The organism is Virgibacillus salarius (genome assembly GCF_039521925.1).
Lineage (GTDB): Bacteria > Bacillota > Bacilli > Bacillales > Amphibacillaceae > Virgibacillus > Virgibacillus salarius.
Genome location: NZ_BAAACY010000174.1, coordinates 26,763 through 45,319 on the forward strand (window position 1 = coordinate 26,763; position 18,557 = coordinate 45,319).

At 35.9% G+C, this 18,557-nt stretch carries 15 protein-coding genes; 14 read left to right on the top strand and 1 reads right to left on the bottom strand.

Going from position 1 to position 18,557, the window contains the following annotated elements:
* Positions 1-648 precede the first annotated feature (648 nt).
* From miaB to ABDZ84_RS21190, 14 genes are all read left to right on the top strand, one after another.
* Complete coding sequence (gene miaB / locus ABDZ84_RS21125) at positions 649-2,217, top strand: tRNA (N6-isopentenyl adenosine(37)-C2)-methylthiotransferase MiaB (RefSeq protein ID WP_281949071.1); 1,569 nt, start codon at positions 649-651, stop codon at positions 2,215-2,217.
* Between the two features lies 1 nt (position 2,218).
* Positions 2,219-2,647 (top strand): YlbF/YmcA family competence regulator, encoded by a 429-nt coding sequence (locus ABDZ84_RS21130; RefSeq protein ID WP_026680967.1) that lies wholly within the window; start codon positions 2,219-2,221, stop codon positions 2,645-2,647.
* Positions 2,648-2,792: 145 nt separating this feature from the next.
* Positions 2,793-3,359, top strand: a complete 567-nt coding sequence (locus tag ABDZ84_RS21135; RefSeq protein ID WP_026680968.1) for an outer spore coat protein CotE — start codon at positions 2,793-2,795, stop codon at positions 3,357-3,359.
* A 149-nt stretch (positions 3,360-3,508) separates the two neighbouring features.
* Positions 3,509-6,100 (top strand): DNA mismatch repair protein MutS, encoded by a 2,592-nt coding sequence (gene mutS, locus ABDZ84_RS21140; protein ID WP_026680969.1) that lies wholly within the window; start codon positions 3,509-3,511, stop codon positions 6,098-6,100.
* Between the two features lie 19 nt (positions 6,101-6,119).
* Entirely contained in the window at positions 6,120-7,979 is a 1,860-nt protein-coding gene (gene mutL, locus ABDZ84_RS21145; RefSeq protein ID WP_026680970.1) for a DNA mismatch repair endonuclease MutL, read from the top strand.
* Positions 7,980-8,039: 60 nt separating this feature from the next.
* On the top strand, positions 8,040-8,489 hold the full coding sequence (locus ABDZ84_RS21150; protein WP_026680971.1) for a Dps family protein: 450 nt from the start codon (positions 8,040-8,042) through the stop codon (positions 8,487-8,489).
* A gap of 24 nt (positions 8,490-8,513) precedes the next feature.
* On the top strand, positions 8,514-9,449 hold the full coding sequence (gene miaA / locus ABDZ84_RS21155) for a tRNA (adenosine(37)-N6)-dimethylallyltransferase MiaA (protein ID WP_026680972.1): 936 nt from the start codon (positions 8,514-8,516) through the stop codon (positions 9,447-9,449).
* A 38-nt stretch (positions 9,450-9,487) separates the two neighbouring features.
* A complete protein-coding gene (gene hfq, locus ABDZ84_RS21160) occupies positions 9,488-9,712 on the top strand; it encodes an RNA chaperone Hfq (protein ID WP_026680973.1) in 225 nt (74 codons plus the stop codon).
* Positions 9,713-10,244: 532 nt separating this feature from the next.
* Positions 10,245-11,168 (top strand): AAA family ATPase, encoded by a 924-nt coding sequence (locus ABDZ84_RS21165; protein ID WP_026680974.1) that lies wholly within the window; start codon positions 10,245-10,247, stop codon positions 11,166-11,168.
* A gap of 92 nt (positions 11,169-11,260) precedes the next feature.
* Positions 11,261-12,496: a GTPase HflX gene (gene hflX, locus ABDZ84_RS21170; RefSeq protein WP_026680975.1), complete on the top strand. Its 1,236-nt coding sequence runs from the start codon at positions 11,261-11,263 to the stop codon at positions 12,494-12,496.
* A 9-nt stretch (positions 12,497-12,505) separates the two neighbouring features.
* The gene (locus tag ABDZ84_RS21175) at positions 12,506-13,750 is read left to right on the top strand and encodes a methionine gamma-lyase family protein (protein WP_026680976.1); all 1,245 of its coding nucleotides are present in this window, start codon (positions 12,506-12,508) and stop codon (positions 13,748-13,750) included.
* A gap of 151 nt (positions 13,751-13,901) precedes the next feature.
* Positions 13,902-14,279, top strand: coding sequence for a MerR family transcriptional regulator (locus tag ABDZ84_RS21180; RefSeq protein WP_121605904.1), 378 nt, complete (start codon positions 13,902-13,904; stop codon positions 14,277-14,279).
* Between the two features lie 86 nt (positions 14,280-14,365).
* Positions 14,366-15,703, top strand: a complete 1,338-nt coding sequence (gene glnA / locus ABDZ84_RS21185) for a type I glutamate--ammonia ligase (RefSeq protein WP_026680978.1) — start codon at positions 14,366-14,368, stop codon at positions 15,701-15,703.
* Between the two features lie 1,190 nt (positions 15,704-16,893).
* Positions 16,894-17,346 (top strand): hypothetical protein, encoded by a 453-nt coding sequence (locus tag ABDZ84_RS21190; protein WP_034678906.1) that lies wholly within the window; start codon positions 16,894-16,896, stop codon positions 17,344-17,346.
* Positions 17,347-17,638: 292 nt separating this feature from the next.
* On the opposite strand, the gene ABDZ84_RS21195 is transcribed toward ABDZ84_RS21190, so the two are convergent.
* Positions 17,639-18,325, bottom strand: coding sequence for a DUF4386 domain-containing protein (locus ABDZ84_RS21195; RefSeq protein ID WP_281949066.1), 687 nt, complete (start codon positions 18,323-18,325; stop codon positions 17,639-17,641).
* Between the last annotated feature and the right edge of the window lie 232 nt (positions 18,326-18,557).

Sequence of the window (18,557 nt, forward strand, 5' to 3'; positions counted from 1 at the left end):
TATAAAGTTTGCCCATGTGGATAACTATGAGAATGTTGAGCTCCAGCGCCCAGAAACGAGGCTACTTCACGAATCGTCCTAATCTAAGTCATCATCGACTTGCAAATTCAATCGTGATTCTTTTATCTCCGTCGGCTCGCTCCAGCCGCTACGCTTCTAATCGGGTGCTTTCACTTTTGTTCTGTTTTACTTTTTCTTTCAAGAAGATTAGATAGAACGAGAGAAGGGTACCAACTGTGTCCCATTAATAGCAAGCAGATCATTTCTGCTTGGCATGATGAAATTTGATTCATGTGATTTCATATTTAGCTCATATATAACTGGCAGTAATATCCTACTTCAAAGAATAAAGTGAAACCATTATGTAAGTGGGGGACCGTTTGCCAGTAAATGTCCGATTGGTTCAAAGTCCTTAAGGTCATACCCCTGTGGTACTAAGTGATGAACAAATCACCTCCACTGATTGAAGTTTCATTTTATTTGTTTTGACTATGCTATAAAAGAGTGACATATTTCGTAATCTTTCACTGTCAGAAAGAAGTTTTTAGTGGCGGGAAACGGATAGATATTGTTAAAATAAGTGCGAAGCATTATACTATAATAATTGGACTTATTTGCGATGATTGAATGATAGAGAGGAGCATAAAGATGAACGAAGAACAGCGTAAACAACAAGCGCAAATTAAACAGCTGGATGCCGCGGACAGAAAATCCGGACAGGATAAACCGTTAAGTGAAAAAACAAGTGCTGATTTTGCAAAATACTTTGAAACTACCTATGAACCACCTAACCTAAATAAGGCACGAAAACGTGGCCGGGACAAGATTAATGTTCATTATGATTTTGCTATCCCAGAAGACATGGAGAAAATTGGTGAAGGAAAGAAGTTTTTAATACGTACATACGGTTGTCAAATGAATGAACATGATACAGAAGTGATGGCTGGAATTTTAACGGAAATGGGGTATGAATCCACTTCGGATACAAATAAAGCGGATATTATACTTCTTAACACTTGCGCAATAAGAGAAAATGCAGAAAACAAAGTGTTCGGTGAAATCGGTCATTTGAAGCCATTAAAATTAGAAAAGCCAGATCTCATACTTGGAGTATGTGGTTGTATGTCTCAAGAGGAGTCAGTGGTAAACCGAATTTTAAAGAAACACCAGCACGTAGACTTAATATTTGGTACGCATAATATTCATCGCCTACCACACCTTGTGAAAGAAGCCATGTTTGGCAAAGAAAAGATTGTAGAAGTATGGTCTAAAGAAGGAGATGTTATTGAAAATCTTCCGAAGGCCAGAAAAGGTAAAATTAAAGCGTGGGTTAACATTATGTATGGCTGTGACAAGTTTTGTACGTATTGTATTGTTCCAATGACACGCGGAAAGGAGCGAAGTCGAAGGCCTGAGGATATTATTCAAGAGGTTCGTCATTTGGCTGCTCAAGGATATCAAGAAGTTACGTTATTAGGTCAAAATGTAAATGCCTATGGAAAGGATTTTGATGATATTACTTATGGGCTTGGAGACTTAATGGATGATCTTCATCGTATTGACATACCGAGAGTTCGATTTACGACATCACACCCTAGAGATTTTGATGATCGATTAATCGAAGTACTTGCTCAAGGTGGAAATCTGCTTGATCATATTCATCTGCCTGTTCAATCAGGAAGCAGTGAAATATTGAAAAAAATGAATCGAAAATACACAAGAGAATCTTACTTGGAGCTTGTTCGTAAGATTCGAGAAGCAATGCCAAATGCTACATTAACAACTGATATCATAGTTGGCTTCCCAAATGAGACAGAGGAACAATTTGAAGAAACGATGAGTTTAGTGGAAGAGGTTGGCTTTGAAGCTGCCTACACATTTATTTATTCACCAAGAGAGGGCACACCTGCAGCACGTAAAAAAGATGATGTACCTGAGGAAGTGAAAAAACAACGTTTATATCGCTTAAATGAGCTTGTTAACAAACAATCTGCTGCTTCAATGAAAACATACCAAGATAGGGTTGTTAAGGTTCTTGTTGAAGGTGAGAGTAAGAAAGATCCAAATGTTCTCGCTGGCTATACAGAGAAAAACAAGCTAGTGAACTTTAAAGGACCGAAATCTGCAATTGGTAAGATAGTTGAAGTAAAAGTAACAGAAGCGAAAACGTGGTCATTAAATGGTATAATGGTAGAAAAAATGGTTGAGGTGGAATAGCATGGCAGAATATACTCGTAAACAAGTACTTGAGGAAGCAAAAAAATTAGCAAGTATGCTTGCAAATACAGCAGAAATAGATCGCTTTAAACAAGTAGAAGCTAAAATAAATGAGAATAAGAAAGTGCAGCAGCTTATTACAAAAATAAAGGCACTACAGAAGCAAGCTGTCAACTTACAGGCTTATGATAAAAAGGAAGCATTAAAGAAAGTTGAAGAGCAAATCGATATCTTTCAAGCTGAAATCGATGCGATACCAGTTGTTCAAGAATTCAAAGAAACACAAGTGGTCGTGAACGATGTATTACAACTCGTAACTGGAACCATCGCCAGAGAAGTTACGAATAATGTTATTCAGTCAACTGGTGGCGATATTTTGGCAGGAGAAACAGGGTCGAAATTGAAAAACAAATCTGGCTGTAGTCATTAATGACAATCAGACAGGGAAATGATTTCCTGTCTGATTTCGTATGTAAAATTCCTACATAACTTTCCTCCTTTTCATAAATAGCTATGCACTTTAGGTATTTGTCTTGCATAAAATGACTATGAAAAAAGAGGAGGTAAAGGTAATTATGACTTTTCTAGATAAAGAATATAGAGAGATCATTACGAAAGCGGTATGTGGAAAAGGTCGCAAATTCACGCAAGCATCACATTCCATTTCGCCATCACATAGACCTTCTAGTATTTTGGGGTGCTGGGTAATTAACCACCTGTACAATGCTAAGAAAAAGTCAGAAGACACTGTTGAAGTTAATGGTAGCTATGACATTAATATTTGGTATTCGTATAATGATAATACGAAAACAGAAGCAATAACAGAAAGAGTAACGTATTGCGATATTATTCCTCTTTCCGTAAAGGATGATCATTGCCTAAACGATGACTTTGATGTTATTGCTAAGGTCGTACAGCAACCAAATTGTTTAGAGTGTAATATTGCGAATAAAGGGCATAAAATTGTGGTGGAAATTGAAAGGGAATTTATTGTGCAGGTAATTGGTGATACCAAAATTGCTGTAAGAGTTGATCCAAAGCGTGAAAAATTTGATGATGATGACAGTGATAGTTGGGATTTTGAATTAACAGATGATGAATTAGATAGTGTAGAGCCAGATTTTCTTGATAAGAAGGATTAAAAAAATTACGGGGGATTATATTCCTCGTAATTTTTTTTGTAAAATAGCTAAATTAGGCATGAATGTAAATACAAATAGATTTATCGTATCGCAAACCTATTGTATGCTATAATGACAAAAGAATAATTGTGCTTTTTGGGGGATAAAACATGGCAAAGCAAACACCAATGATGGAACAATATTTAAGAATTAAAGCAGAACATAAAGATGCATTTCTCTTCTTTCGACTCGGTGATTTTTATGAGATGTTTTTTGACGATGCTGTATTAGCGGCAAGAGAGCTAGAGATTACACTAACCAAAAGAGATTCGAATAGTGATGATCCAATTCCGATGTGCGGCGTGCCATACCACTCAGCAGAAAATTACATAAAAATTCTAGTAGAAAAGGGATATAAGGTTGCAATATGTGAACAAGTAGAAGATCCGAAAGTTGCTAAAGGAGTTGTAAAGCGAGAAGTAATTCAATTAATAACTCCCGGAACAGTCATGGAGAAAAACATGCTAAATGAAAAGGAAAATAATTTCATTGCTAGTCTTTCTCATTTTGAAAATAGCTATGTTGTTGTTTATAGTGATCTATCAACTGGAGAGAATCGGATTGCACTGTTTGAAACGGATTGGAGTGGAGTCATACATGAATTGTATAACCAGCCAATTCGAGAAATTGTAGTTTCCTCTAAATTAGATGAGGATTTACAAACTCAATTGCGTGAAAGGTTAAAGGTGACGCTATCCTATCAAGATGAAGTAACCTTTAATGCGGAATATCGTGATTTATGTAATAACCTTCATGATGAACGGCTTTTAAATGCTTTTAGCAGATTGTTAAATTATATTCAACACACGCAAAAGCGTTCGCTTGATCACATGCAGCAAGCAGAACTTATTGAATTAGATAACTATCTCTCATTGGATATGTACTCAAAGCGCAACCTAGAGCTTACGGAAACAATGATGAAAAAAGAAAAGCGTGGTAGCTTACTCTGGGTATTGGATAAGACAGTAACAGCAATGGGCTCTCGGATGGTAAAAAAATGGCTGGAAAGGCCGTTATTGAATCGAACGCTTATTGAAGAACGTTTAGAGATCGTAGATGGTTTGTATCAGCAATTTATGGAAAGAGATGATTTGCGAGAAATACTGAAATCCGTATACGATTTAGAACGACTCGCTGGAAGAATAGCATTCGGTAATGTGAACGCAAGAGATCTTATTCAATTACGAGAATCATTGAAAAAAATACCACATCTTAAAGCTCTTTTGGAGCAATTTTCACAGCCTGAGATTCAAAGGCTTGCACAAAACTTTTATTATCCTACACATATTGTTGATTTATTAGATAAAAGTTTAGTAGATGATCCACCGATTTCTGTAAAAGAAGGAGGGATCATTAAGGATGGTTATCACCAACAATTAGATACGTATAAGGATGCTTCTAGAAATGGCAAGCAATGGATTGCGGCATTAGAGCAAAAGGAGAAACAGGAAACAAATATTAAGTCATTGAAAATTGGTTATAATCGTGTATTTGGATATTATATTGAAGTTACAAAAGCAAATTTACATTTACTGCCTGAAGGTAGATATCATAGAAAACAAACATTAACAAATGCAGAACGATTTATAACCCCTGAATTAAAGGAAAAAGAGCAGCTAATCCTGGAAGCAGAAGAAAAAAGTGTAGAACTGGAATATCAGCTATTTATAGAGATTCGTGATCAGATGAAAGCATATATACCGGAATTACAGCGCTTGGCTGATGCCATCAGTCATATTGACGTCCTTCAAGGATTTGCTACGGTAAGCGAAGCAAATAACTATGTGAGGCCTACATTTGCAATGAACCACCAATTGCAGATTAGACAAAGTAGACATCCCGTGATCGAGCAGGTCATGAAGGAAGGCTCGTTTGTTCCGAATAATATTGATCTTGATGAGGAAAATAATATCTTATTAATAACGGGACCGAATATGTCAGGGAAGAGTACGTATATGCGGCAGCTGGCATTAACCGTAATTATGGGGCAGATCGGTTGTTTTGTACCGTGTGAATCTGCTGAATTGACATTATTTGATCAAATATTTACTAGAATTGGCGCTGCTGATGATCTCGTAGCAGGGCAAAGTACATTTATGGTAGAAATGCTTGAAGCAAATCATGCAATCGCAAATGCTACGGATAAAAGTTTAATTTTACTTGATGAAATTGGTCGTGGGACAAGCACGTATGATGGTATGGCACTTGCACAAGCGATTATCGAATACATTCATAACCATATTCATGCAAAAACCCTATTTTCTACGCACTATCACGAACTGACTGCATTAGAGAACACGTTAGCAAATTTGAAAAATATTCACGTACGTGCTGAGGAATACGAAGGAAATGTTGTCTTTCTGCATCAGATTAAACAAGGTGCCGCAGATGAAAGCTATGGTATTCATGTTGCTAAATTAGCAGATTTACCAAACCCGTTAATTGAACGGGCAAGTGAAATATTAAACGAATTAGAAGGTAAAGGGGCAAAGCCTACTTCGTTGCCCTCCGCACAAGAAACAAATTCTACTGGACAGCTATCACTATTTACTGAAGCGGAAGCACCAAATAAAGCCAGTAGTTCGAAGGCAAAAGTGGAAAGTCCGGTTATAGAGGAATTAAAAGCAATCGATTTGTTTGACATGACACCGATGGATGCAATGAATGAATTATATCGCTTACAGAAAATGATTAAAAAATAATGTAGAAAGGATTGTTTGCATGAAGATCATACAAATGCCAGAGGCACTTGCAAATAAGATAGCTGCTGGCGAAGTTGTGGAACGACCTGCTTCTGTAGTGAAAGAACTGGTTGAGAACAGTATTGATGCAAACAGTACATGGATTAAAATTGAGATTATGGAGGCAGGGCTTCAAGAAATAAAAGTAACGGATAATGGTGAAGGGATGACTGAAGCCGATTGTGAAAGAGCATTTCTTCGTCATGCAACGAGTAAAATAAAAAATGAAACAGATCTATTCCACGTGAAAACATTGGGGTTCCGCGGGGAGGCTCTTGCTAGTATTGCTTCTGTTAGTAAACTAACCGTTCAAACTTCCACAGGAGATGAAGCGGGTACTTTGTTAGTTTTAGATGGTGGGAAGGTAGCGGAGAAAAAGAAAACAGCGGCGAGAAAGGGTTCAGAAATAACAGTAAGTGATTTATTTTTTAATACTCCAGCTAGATTAAAATATATGAAGACGATTCACACAGAGTTAGGGCATATAACGGATTTGCTTAACCGCTTGGCATTATCCCACCCGGAGGTTCGCTTTGAAGTAACACATAATGGAAAGGGTTTGTTTAAGACAGCAGGTACAGGAGACTTGTTACAGGTAATATCCCAAGTTTATGGTATGAATGTAGCGAAGCAAATGCTCTATGTAAATCATAAAACATTAGATTTCTCTATTGAAGGATATATAGCTAAACCTGAAGTAACAAGGGCATCTCGAAATTATATGTCCACCATCATTAATGGTAGGTATATCAGAAGCATTCCGTTAAATCAGGCTATTCTTAGAGCTTATCATACGTTATTGCCGATTGGCAGATCACCAATTGTTGTCCTAACCATTCAAATGGACCCTATATTAGTCGATGTAAACGTACACCCGACAAAATTGGAGGTTCGCTTTAGTAAGGACAAAGAATTATTTACTGCCATTGAAAACACGATAAAAAGTAAGTTTAAAGATATTACCTTAATTCCTGAAATCCAACAAAAGCCGATCGTACGAGAAAAAACAGTACAGGATTCTTTATCGTTTAATGACCAAATTGAAAAGCCGCGTAAGCAAGCTTGGAGTAATGAAAAAATTTACGAAGGTCAGCAACCTATTCATCAAGTATCTACTCCTGAAGCGGAACAAGAAACGGAAGACTTGCAACCTGATTTGCAAATAGAACAGGTTACATCGAAAGCGGAGAATAGTGCAGAGAAGTCGCCAACAGTTCCAGAAGTAGAAGACAGGCTTGAAGCTACTCAACATATTCGACGTGTACCAGTTATGTATCCGATTGGCCAGCTACAAGGCACATATATCTTAGCCCAAAATGAAAATGGATTGTACATGGTCGATCAGCATGCAGCGCAAGAGAGAGTAAAGTATGAGTTTTTTAAACGCAAGCTTGGAAAGCCGATAAACGAATCTCAAGAGCTTCTGATACCATTAACCTTTGATTTTTCGAAGGAAGAGTCGATTTGGATTGAACAATATAAGGAAGAATTAAAACAAGCAGGGCTGTTTTTTGAGTCTTTTGGTCATCAAACATATATTATTCGTTCACATCCAGTTTGGTTTCCGAATGGGTTTGAAGAAGAAGTTATTCGTGAAATGGTTGATCAAATAATGAATGAAGAAAAAGTAAATGTCGAAAAGATACGGGAAGATGCTGCTATTTTAATGTCGTGCAAGCGTTCCATAAAAGCTAATCACTATCTAAATCAAGATGAGATGTATCATTTGCTTGAGGATTTACGTAATACGGAGGATCCGTTTACATGTCCACATGGAAGACCTATTATCGTACATTTTTCCACCTATGAATTAGAAAAAATGTTCAAACGTGTCATGTAATATGTATAAAGATAACCACACCTCGCTCATACTAAAAAAAATAAGAGAGGTGTGTGTATTATGGAAAATCAAAAGCTCATACAGTTTCTTAATCAATTGCTTTCTAATTATTTTGTTTTATATGTAAAATTACATCGATACCATTGGTTTGTTCAAGGAAGGCATTTCTTTCAACTACATGCACAGTTTGAAGAAATGTATGAGGATGTTGCGCAAGATTTAGATAAGATAGCAGAGCGAATTCTTATGATTGAAGGAAAGCCCTTAGCAACAATGATGAAGTATGTGAAGGAAGCGACGCTAGAAGAGGCGAATGCAGACGACAAAGAAAATGAAATGATGGAGCAGTTGATTCATGATTTTCAGCAATTGATAGCTGAAATTCGCAAAGAGGGGTTAATAGAGGCTAGAGATCACGAGGATGCACCAACAGAGGATCTGTTGATTTCAATACAAGCCAAATTAGAAAAATACATTTGGATGTCAAAAGCTTACATAGCTTATGAATAAAGATATACAATTAGGGGAATACTAATGAAAAAAAAGGTTATTGCAATTGTTGGACCTACAGCAGTAGGTAAAACAAAATTAAGTATTTCAATTGCAAAAGAATATCACGGGGCAATCATCAGCGGTGACTCCATGCAGGTTTATCAAGGGATGGATATTGGGACGGCAAAAATAACGGCGGAAGAGATGCAAGGGATTCCGCATTATATGATTGATATAAAAAATCCAGATGAAGCATTTTCAGCCGCTGACTTTAAGAAACATGTTAACATGTATATTGAAACGATCACAGCGGATGGTATGCTGCCAATTATAGTTGGTGGGAGCGGCTTATATATTCAAGCAGCATTGTATAACTATAACTTTCCATCACATAAAAAAGATGAAACAGTTACGAAAAGGCTGGAAAACGAATTACATACGAAGGGAATTGACCCTTTATATGCACGTTTAAAGAAAATCGATCCAAAACAAGCAGCCAAAATTCATCCCAATAATCATCGACGCGTGATACGTGCACTTGAAATCTATGAAACAACAGGAACTACAATGTCTGAATATCAAGAACTACAGGAGTTAGACTCACCTTATGATATAAAGTTAATTGGACTGGAAATGGAAAGAGAAACGCTGTATACCCGTATTAATCAACGTGTTGATTCAATGATAGAACAAGGGTTACTAGAAGAAGTTAATCGCTTATATATACAGGGCTATGGAGATACACAAGCCATGCGGGCGATCGGTTATAAAGAATTTATTCCTTATCTCCGCGGAGAACAATCATTGGAAGATGCTATTTGTTTATTGAAACGAAATTCTCGAAGATATGCGAAACGGCAATATACATGGTTTAGAAATAAAATGAATGTTACATGGTATTCGTTATCTTCTGACACAATTAATGAAAAATTTAGAAATATTTTAGATGATCTTGCAGGATTCTTAAAAGATAGGTAGAAAATATTATATATAGACAGAAATGAGGAGGAAGTATTATGGCGCAAACCGTGAATATTCAAGACCAATATTTAAATCAGCTGAGGAAAAATCATATTTCGGTTACTGTATTTTTGACAAATGGTTTTCAATTGCGAGGAATCATAAAAGCGTTTGATAATTTTACAGTTTTAATGGAAACAGACGGTAAGCAGCAATTAATTTTCAAACACGCTATTTCTACCTTTTCCCCAGTTAAAAATGTTGAATTGGACAAGGAATAACAATACAAACTGGGATGTCACATAAGGTACATTAAAATACAACGACTGGAATTTATAAGGGGCTACTGAAGGAAGAGTGTTCGTTTGAAACCTGCATGGAGTAGGCTTGCTCGTGTGTGGTAGGTAGTCGTGAATGGCGTATTTTCTAGTTGTATAGATAGGGAGCTATCTCTTGGGATAGCTCCCTATCGTTTATTGATGAGACATAGTGGTAAGAGCTGGGGAAAAGAATATCGGTATCGATGCAATTGCTACATTTTTAAAGACAATCTGAGAAAGTTGAAATACGAATCGTTAACATGAGAAATATAAACAAATCAGTTTTTCTTAAAACTTTCCAACTCAAGGATTTGGTTCAAAGTTTACTAAATTTACTCTTATATTCATAAATGCTACTATAATCAAAACAATCCTTTTTTCCAACATTTTCTATTGGTTGAATATTTTATTCGATTAAAAGCAGTCCTTTTTATGGGCAAATGTCACACCTTTTTCATATGTGCGTATACTAGAATGACTGAGGGGTGATGACATGGAAACACAAATGATTAGGAATAAAAACGGGCAAGTAAATATCATTTTACAAGAAAGAAAGTCTGCAGTATCAACGAAACGTAATTTAGAAAAAGGATTCAAAAACAATCCTTTTAAACATATTGATCAGGCATTTTCATCATTTGTGGGTATGAATGAATTAAAAGAACGAATCAAAGAAATCTATGCCACTGTTGTTATCAATGAAAAGAGAAGGGAGCTTGGCTTACAAGATACAAAGCAAGTTCTGCATATGCTATTTAAAGGAAACCCCGGTACAGGAAAAACAACCGTAGCTAGAAAGCTAGCTAAGTTGTATTTTGAAATGAATTTATTAACAAAAGGACATTGTATAGAGGCTGAAAGAGCGGATCTAGTAGGGGAATATATTGGGCAAACTGCACAAAAAACGCGATCCATTATCCAAAAAGCGCAAGGCGGAGTTTTGTTTATTGATGAGGCGTATTCGCTGGCAAGAGGTGGGGAGAAGGATTTCGGAAAGGAAGCAATTGATACATTAGTAAAACACATGGAGGATAATCAGCATGATTTTGTCTTGATATTAGCAGGTTACCCATATGAGATGGAGCGTTTTCTAACTCTAAATCCTGGCTTACAATCAAGGTTTCCCTTTATTTTAGATTTTAAGAATTATGAAGCAGGTCAGTTGCTGTCTATTGCGAAGCGTATGGCTGTTGAACGAGATTACCAATTGACAAGGGAAGCTGAATTAGAATTAAAGGCTCATTTATATATGAAAACGAAAGAATACAATAGAAACTTTGCCAATGCTAGATATGTTCGAAATGTGATTGAAAATTCGATTCGGATGCATGCAATGCGGTTATTGGCAAATGAACACTTTACAGCCGATGATTTGATTCATTTAACTGCTAAAGATTTACAAATTAACGCCATGTAATTTTGTTATTATAGAATTGTTTGGTAAGATAGAAAAGGTGAACAGCCACTAAAATATCTAACAAAGAAGCTGAAAGGAAAGAGGTTCTGTTTGTGGCAGATGAAAAAATCGTAGTAATTGCTGTAAAAAAGCCAAATCAAGATGAAGAGCGGTTCGCCTCTTCGCTTCAAGAACTCACATCTTTAAGCCATACTGCTGGTGGAGATGTAAAACAAATTATGACGCAAAAGCGGGATCGAATCCACCCTGCTACATATATTGGATCTGGAAAGATAAAGGAAATTCGTTCGATAATTGATGAACTAGATATCGATTTAGTTATATCAAATGATGAGCTGTCTGCTGGCCAATTAAGAAATTTGGCGAGCTTATTAGGTGTTCGAATTATCGATCGAAGCCAATTAATTTTGGACATTTTTGCTATGCGAGCAAGAACAAAAGAAGGGAAACTGCAGGTAGAGCTTGCACAGCTAGAATATGCGCTACCGAGACTCCGAGGTCAAGGAGTTGAAATGTCTAGACTAGGTGCAGGTATTGGAACTAGAGGTCCTGGTGAAACAAAATTAGAGACGGATCAGCGCCATATACGCCAGCGGATTTATGATATTAAAAAGCGTTTAGAAACGGTCGTAAAGCAGCGTGAACAATATCGGAAGCGGAGGAAAACTAAGGATGTCTTTCAAATAGCCATTGTTGGTTATACAAACGCTGGAAAATCCACTTTGTTTAATCGATTAACACATAGTAATTCTTTAGAAGAAGATCAATTGTTTGCAACGTTAGATCCGCTAACGCGGAAAATCCAATTACCTGCAGGGCTACAAGTGCTTATAACGGATACCGTCGGCTTTCTACAAGATTTGCCAACAGCTTTAATTGCAGCATTCAAATCTACGCTAGAGGAAGTAACTGAAGCGGACTTCTTATTACATGTTGTAGATGGCTCTCATCCGGATCAGGATCAACAACAGGATACCGTTATGCAATTGCTTAAAGAATTAAATGCACAATCGATTCCAATGCTAACGGTTTATAATAAAAAGGATTTACTTAAGCAGGATGTTATTCCAATCAATCAGCCGCATCTTGTTATAAGTGCATATGAGTCATCAGATGTCGTTCGATTAGTATCAACTATCGAACGTTTATTGAAGGAAGCGTGGCAGCGGTATAACGTAAAGTTAGATCCTGATCAAGGTAAGCTTATCCATCAATTAGAAAAAGAAACCATTGTAGAACATAAAATATTCGATGAAATGACAAATATATTTCAAGTTTATGGATATATGCGTCATGATCATCCATTAAATCGTATATTAGAGGAGTAAAGACAGCAAATGATTGAACAGTTAATTAAACAGGCAGAATTTGACTGTGCAGAGCAGCATAGAAATGTTAGTCATATCGTAGAAACGAATCAAAAAAGAGTTTTAGATGCATTTAGAAAATATCGAGTAAGTGATTCACATTTTAATTCAACCAGCGGTTATGGATATGATGATTTAGGTAGGGAAGTTTTAGAGCGGATCTATGCTGATGTTTTTGGTGGAGAAGATGCACTCGTCAGACCACAAATTGTATCAGGGACCCATGCCATTACGACTACACTATTTGGGATGCTGCGACCAGGCGATGAAATATTATACATAACTGGGAAGCCATATGATACGTTAGAAGAAGTAATTGGTATAAGAGGTACAAATACTGGTTCTCTCCGTGATTTTCATATTTCCTATAATAAAGTGGATCTAATGAGTAACGGTAGTATTGACTTTGTTGGGGTAAGGGAGGCTATGATTTCAAATCCAAAAGTAATTGGCATTCAACGATCAAAAGGCTATGATGATCGCCCGTCCTTTACCCTTACTCAGATTAGTGAGATGATTCATTTTATAAAAGAAATTGATTCGGATGCTATCGTATTTGTGGACAACTGTTATGGGGAATTTGTTGAAGAGAAAGAACCACTTCATGTTGGTGCAGATATTATTGCCGGCTCACTTATTAAAAATCCTGGAGGTGGTTTAGCTAGAGCAGGGGGATATATTGCTGGTAGAAGTGATCTAATCCAGCAATGCGCTAATCGTTTAACCGCACCAGGGTTAGGTAAAGAAACAGGAGCTACATTGGATACATTACATGAAATGTATCAAGGTTTTTTCCTTGCGCCACATGTTGTTGGTGAAGCATTAAAGGGGGCTATTTTTACTTCACGGATCATGGAGCTTGCTGGATATAATACATCACCAAGCTTCCAAGCGAAACGAACAGATTTAATTCAATCGGTTACCTTTCAGGATAGAGAGCAAATGATTACCTTCTGTCAGGCAATTCAAGAAAATTCGCCGGTTAATTCCTATGTAAAGCCTTACCCAAGTGAAATGCCAGGCTATGAAGATGAGGTCATTATGGCAGCCGGAACATTTATACAGGGAGCCAGTATTGAATTATCAGCGGATGGACCACTACGCCCACCTTATATTGCATTTGTGCAGGGTGGTTTAACCTATGCACACGTTAAAATAGCACTCGTTGAATCGTTAAAAAAATTAAAAAGTGATGATTATAATCCTATAAAGTAGGGTATATCCATGGCAAAGGGCGTTATGTTTTAAACGCCTTTTTTATGTTAGAAAACCTAACATATTATTGACATGTTATTTTACATAACATATAATAAAATAGTATTAATGATGAGGGGGTCATGAATTGAATGATCAGGATCGTCGTTCCATGCCCTTATTTGGAATTGGCATTGTTATTAAATTGACAGAATTAACAGCAAGACAAATAAGATATTATGAAGAACATGAATTAATTCACCCAGAAAGAACAAGTGGTAATCAGCGATTATTTTCTTTTCATGATGTAGATAGGTTATTAGAAATAAAAGATTTATTGGATAAAGGCTTAAATATCGCTGGTATCAAGCTGCTATTGAGTGAAGGACAAGAAAAGAAAGAAGTAGGCAAAAAATCGTCTGAATCATCAGATTTAAGCGAGAAAGATCTCCGCAGAATTTTAAGAAACGAGTTAAAAGAACCTGGCAGACACGGAAAAGCAAATTTACGGCAAGGAGAGCTGTCACGATTTTTTACCAATCATCCATAAGGTTTAGGAAAACAAGTGTGTTAACAGTATGTTATAGAACTGTTTTTCTATTCAAATAAAAAATATAGTTCATAGGAGGAGAAAGAATGGGAAAAAGCTTTACTAGGGAAGAGATTCTAAAGCAAATTAAAGAGGAAAACGTTCGTTTTATTCGTTTACAATTTACGGATATGCTTGGAACAATTAAAAATGTGGAAATCCCACTAAGTCAGCTAGACAAGGCACTTGATAATAAAATGATGTTTGACGGGTCTTCAATTGAGGGATTTGTTCGAATTGAAGAGTCAGATATGTATTTATATCCGGACTTAGATACATTTGTTGTGTTCCCGTGGACTTCTGAAAAAGGGAAAGTAGCACGTTTTATTTGTGATATTTATAAGACAGATGGTACTCCTTTTGAAGGCGATCCAAGATATAATCTAAAGAGAAACCTGAAGAAAATGGAAGAACTTGGATTTGATGCATTTAATATCGGTACGGAACCGGAATTCTTCTTATTCAAATTGGATGAAAAAGGCGAACCTTCTCTAGAATTAAATGACCATGGTGGATATTTTGATTTGGCACCTACTGATTTAGGTGAAAATTGTCGAAGAGATATCGTGCTTGAGTTAGAAGAGATGGGCTTTGAGATTGAAGCTTCCCACCATGAAGTTGCCCCCGGCCAACACGAAATAGATTTCAAATATTCTGATGCTGTAAAACATGCAGATGATATTCAAACATTTAAGTTAGTGGTGAAAACCATTGCTAGAAAGCATAATCTACATGCGACATTCATGCCTAAACCGTTATTCGGTGTAAACGGATCCGGAATGCATGTAAATATGTCACTTTTCAAAAATGGTGAAAATGCATTCTATGACAAAAATGGCGATATGGAGTTAAGTGAGACTGCATATCAATTTATTGCAGGTGTTATTAAGCATGCTAATAGCTTTACGGCTGTTACCAATCCAACAGTAAACTCTTATAAACGACTAGTTCCTGGCTATGAAGCTCCTAGCTATATTGCTTGGTCTGGCTCTAATCGAAGCTGTCTAATGCGTATTCCAAACTCTCGAGGAATTAGCACACGTGTTGAAGCTCGCAGTGTAGATCCATCTGCAAATCCTTATCTAGCTCTATCTTCTTTATTGGCAGCTGGATTAGATGGTATTGAAAAATCAATGACACCACCTGCAGCAGTAGATCGTAATATTTATGTTATGACGAAGGAAGAGCGTGAAGAAAATGGAATTCAAGATTTACCAAGCACACTTGCAGGTGCTTTAGAAGAATTGAAGAAAAACCAAGTAATTGTTAACTCTCTAGGTGAACATCTTTTCGAACATTTTGTAGAAGCAAAAGAAATCGAATGGGATATGTTCAAAACACAAGTGCATCCTTGGGAACGTGAACAATACTTGAGCACGTATTAAGATTGATTAACTCCTTAGCACATAATGTGTTGAGGAGTTTTTTAAAACGGTTTTTAATCGTTCATATTTTACCTTACTCACAAACGCCCCACTTTTATTTTGAAAATTATGTATTGATTTCATTGAAATAAGACTCATATTGATTGTTCATCTAGCTTTTTGGAAATATGAGAAGAGACATCTGCAGTAATTTGATAGCTGCCATTGCCTAGTCTTTCTAGCTTCCATAAGTAAAACAATGTGCGTGTATCTGAGAGAATGAATAGGAAAATTAAGCGATCTAGCTTGGCTTAATATTTTTCTGAAAGCATGAAAGAGTGAATTCACAGGCATATGATTACCATTATTTCTGGAAAGCACTAAATGCAAGTTTCTGATGTAGAAATAATTTGATGTTCGATATTGTCAATGTCAGTTCCTGTCCGGGTAAATTATCAAACCAGTTTATAAATTCGGATTTTGTTGTTTTATATAGATACCAATTTTGCTTGTTATCTCCAAAATAGTCTTCCCTAGCTTTACTGGCTGCTTCTAATAAATAGCTCGCTTTCGTTCATCTATAAGACGAATTGCAAGTACAAAATTCCCGAATTCTGATTGATCATATATAAAGCTAAATATCCTATTTTCATTTTCAACTTTTATAACCAATCCTTTGGGTGATTCAGATAAAGAAATTTTATCTAAGAATTCTCCATGTTCATATACCTTTGGATGCCAAATATTAATTAGTTATCACCTCTCTATGGGTAACGGAATTTGCTTTTACAAAAATTTACTGTCGGTTCTTTACCACTACAGCTTTTATAGTAGCTTACTGCCCTTTTATGATTAAATTATATTTCTATAAAAGTTCTCAAATTCCTGCCAATCTATTTAAAGAATAAAATTTTTAAAGAATATAACGTCATATCAAACAAACTAAACCACCCCTCACAGCAGGAGCTTTTACATTATATACATAAAGGTATTAGTGTGCAAAAACTAAGGATCAGCGAGGATTTTCATTTTCTAGTCTTTTTAACTGATCCACGAAACCATCCTTCAATTCAAAATTCGTTTCATAATTTACTTCTCCATAACAATCTTAGTCATTTCTCTTTCATTTTTTATATTTAGTCAATGCATAAATTGGTGCAAGTATATGCATTCTATATATCAAACATTTAGAAAAGGATGTAGTTTTACTAATGATTCAAATCACTTTTTGGGCTGTTTTTATTTTGCCATTCATATCTTTATTTTTTTTAGATCGGTCTGTTATTCGAAGATATATATCAGTCGCGCTTTTTGTAACAGTCATAAATGTTATTTTGTATGAGATTGCCTGGAAACAAAACTGGTGGAAATACGATAAATCCCTTTTTTCTTGGGATAAAATAACACCTGCTCCTTTAGTGTTCAGCGCATATTGGGTTGCAACCATATGGATCTTTCATTTTACTTTTCGGAAGTTTTGGGTATATGTTGTAACTAATTTAATTTTGGATGGGGTGTTTGTATATGCTTTAGTTCCATGGATGAGGAAAGTTGAAATTGTTACAGGGAACTTGTCAGGAATCCTAATGTTATTAATAATGACAATAGTTGCCAACGTCATTTATGTTTATCAAATGTGGTATGAAAAGCAGGAAGGAAACTAATGGTTTGGAAAAATTTAAACATACATAAAAACATCTTCTTATAATTACTGTCGAGAGAAGTTAAAAGAAGGTGGCATTATATTGAAATAAAACACATTAAAGTAGCCGGACCATATTTACTTATAAAAAGCATTATTGATGTGCGGATAGATTAAAGGAACAACACTAAGTTCTCTAGGAAATTTTGAGTAAGTCTGTTCATCCTTCTAATTAATCATATGCACTTGCTGTTTTTTTAAAAATTTTCTGATTGAATCATTTTAGTTACACTTCTTTGTCTAGAGCCTTTATATTAATTTGATACTGAATCCTGTACCGTTGGGTTGAATCCTTTAACAATTAACCATATAGCCAAAACCAGTTGATGAAAGGCTATTGGAATGTTTAGTATCATGTAGGTTGCATCCAAACCGATGAAGTAAATCATAAATAATAAGCTTGCCAATATGGACAATGTAGATCCAATAATACCCCAAACTGACAACCAACGTGGAACAAGTTTTGTTTGGCAAAATATGCAGTTAAATAAGAGCATAGCCAAAGCAAAAGCCAGGGTCGTTGCCACATGGTTCACCAAATCACGTCCTGTCTGTAACAATTCACCTAAGGACTGAAAATACGATATATCCATTGCTCCAACTTTTGTAAATTCATGGCTTAATGTCAATAGTAACAGAAGAATGAATACACCAATTATAATGAACACACCCGCAATAATGCCAAAGGCTACAGACCCAAGAGCCAAACCTTTATTATGCTTACTTAGTATCGGATACATTAAAATAGGAATACCAACGTATGCAACAATCATTAACAACTGGAAAAACGCTCCTATTAGTACTTGGTTTTTATATGTAAAAGCATTGACAATGTAGTTTGCTTCATCTATAACAGGAACAACACTAAATATACCTACAACCATCCCGGCTATTAATAACACTCCAGTAATTAGCGCAGAACTTGTACTCTTACTCAACATTTAACCTCCCAATACCTACTTTTTATAAAAATTTAACAGAATAGGGGTTAGATAAAGCAAATAATTTGGTTAGGCCACTGTCAAGAAAGCGGACAATCAAAAATATTAAGCCCCTCCTTAGAATAATTCGTTCCCTATAGTAAAAAAACTCCATGTATTTATGAGGCCACTGAAAAAGTCCAAAAAAGATATGATTTCCATTTTATTATGGGATTCATATCTTTTTTTAGTT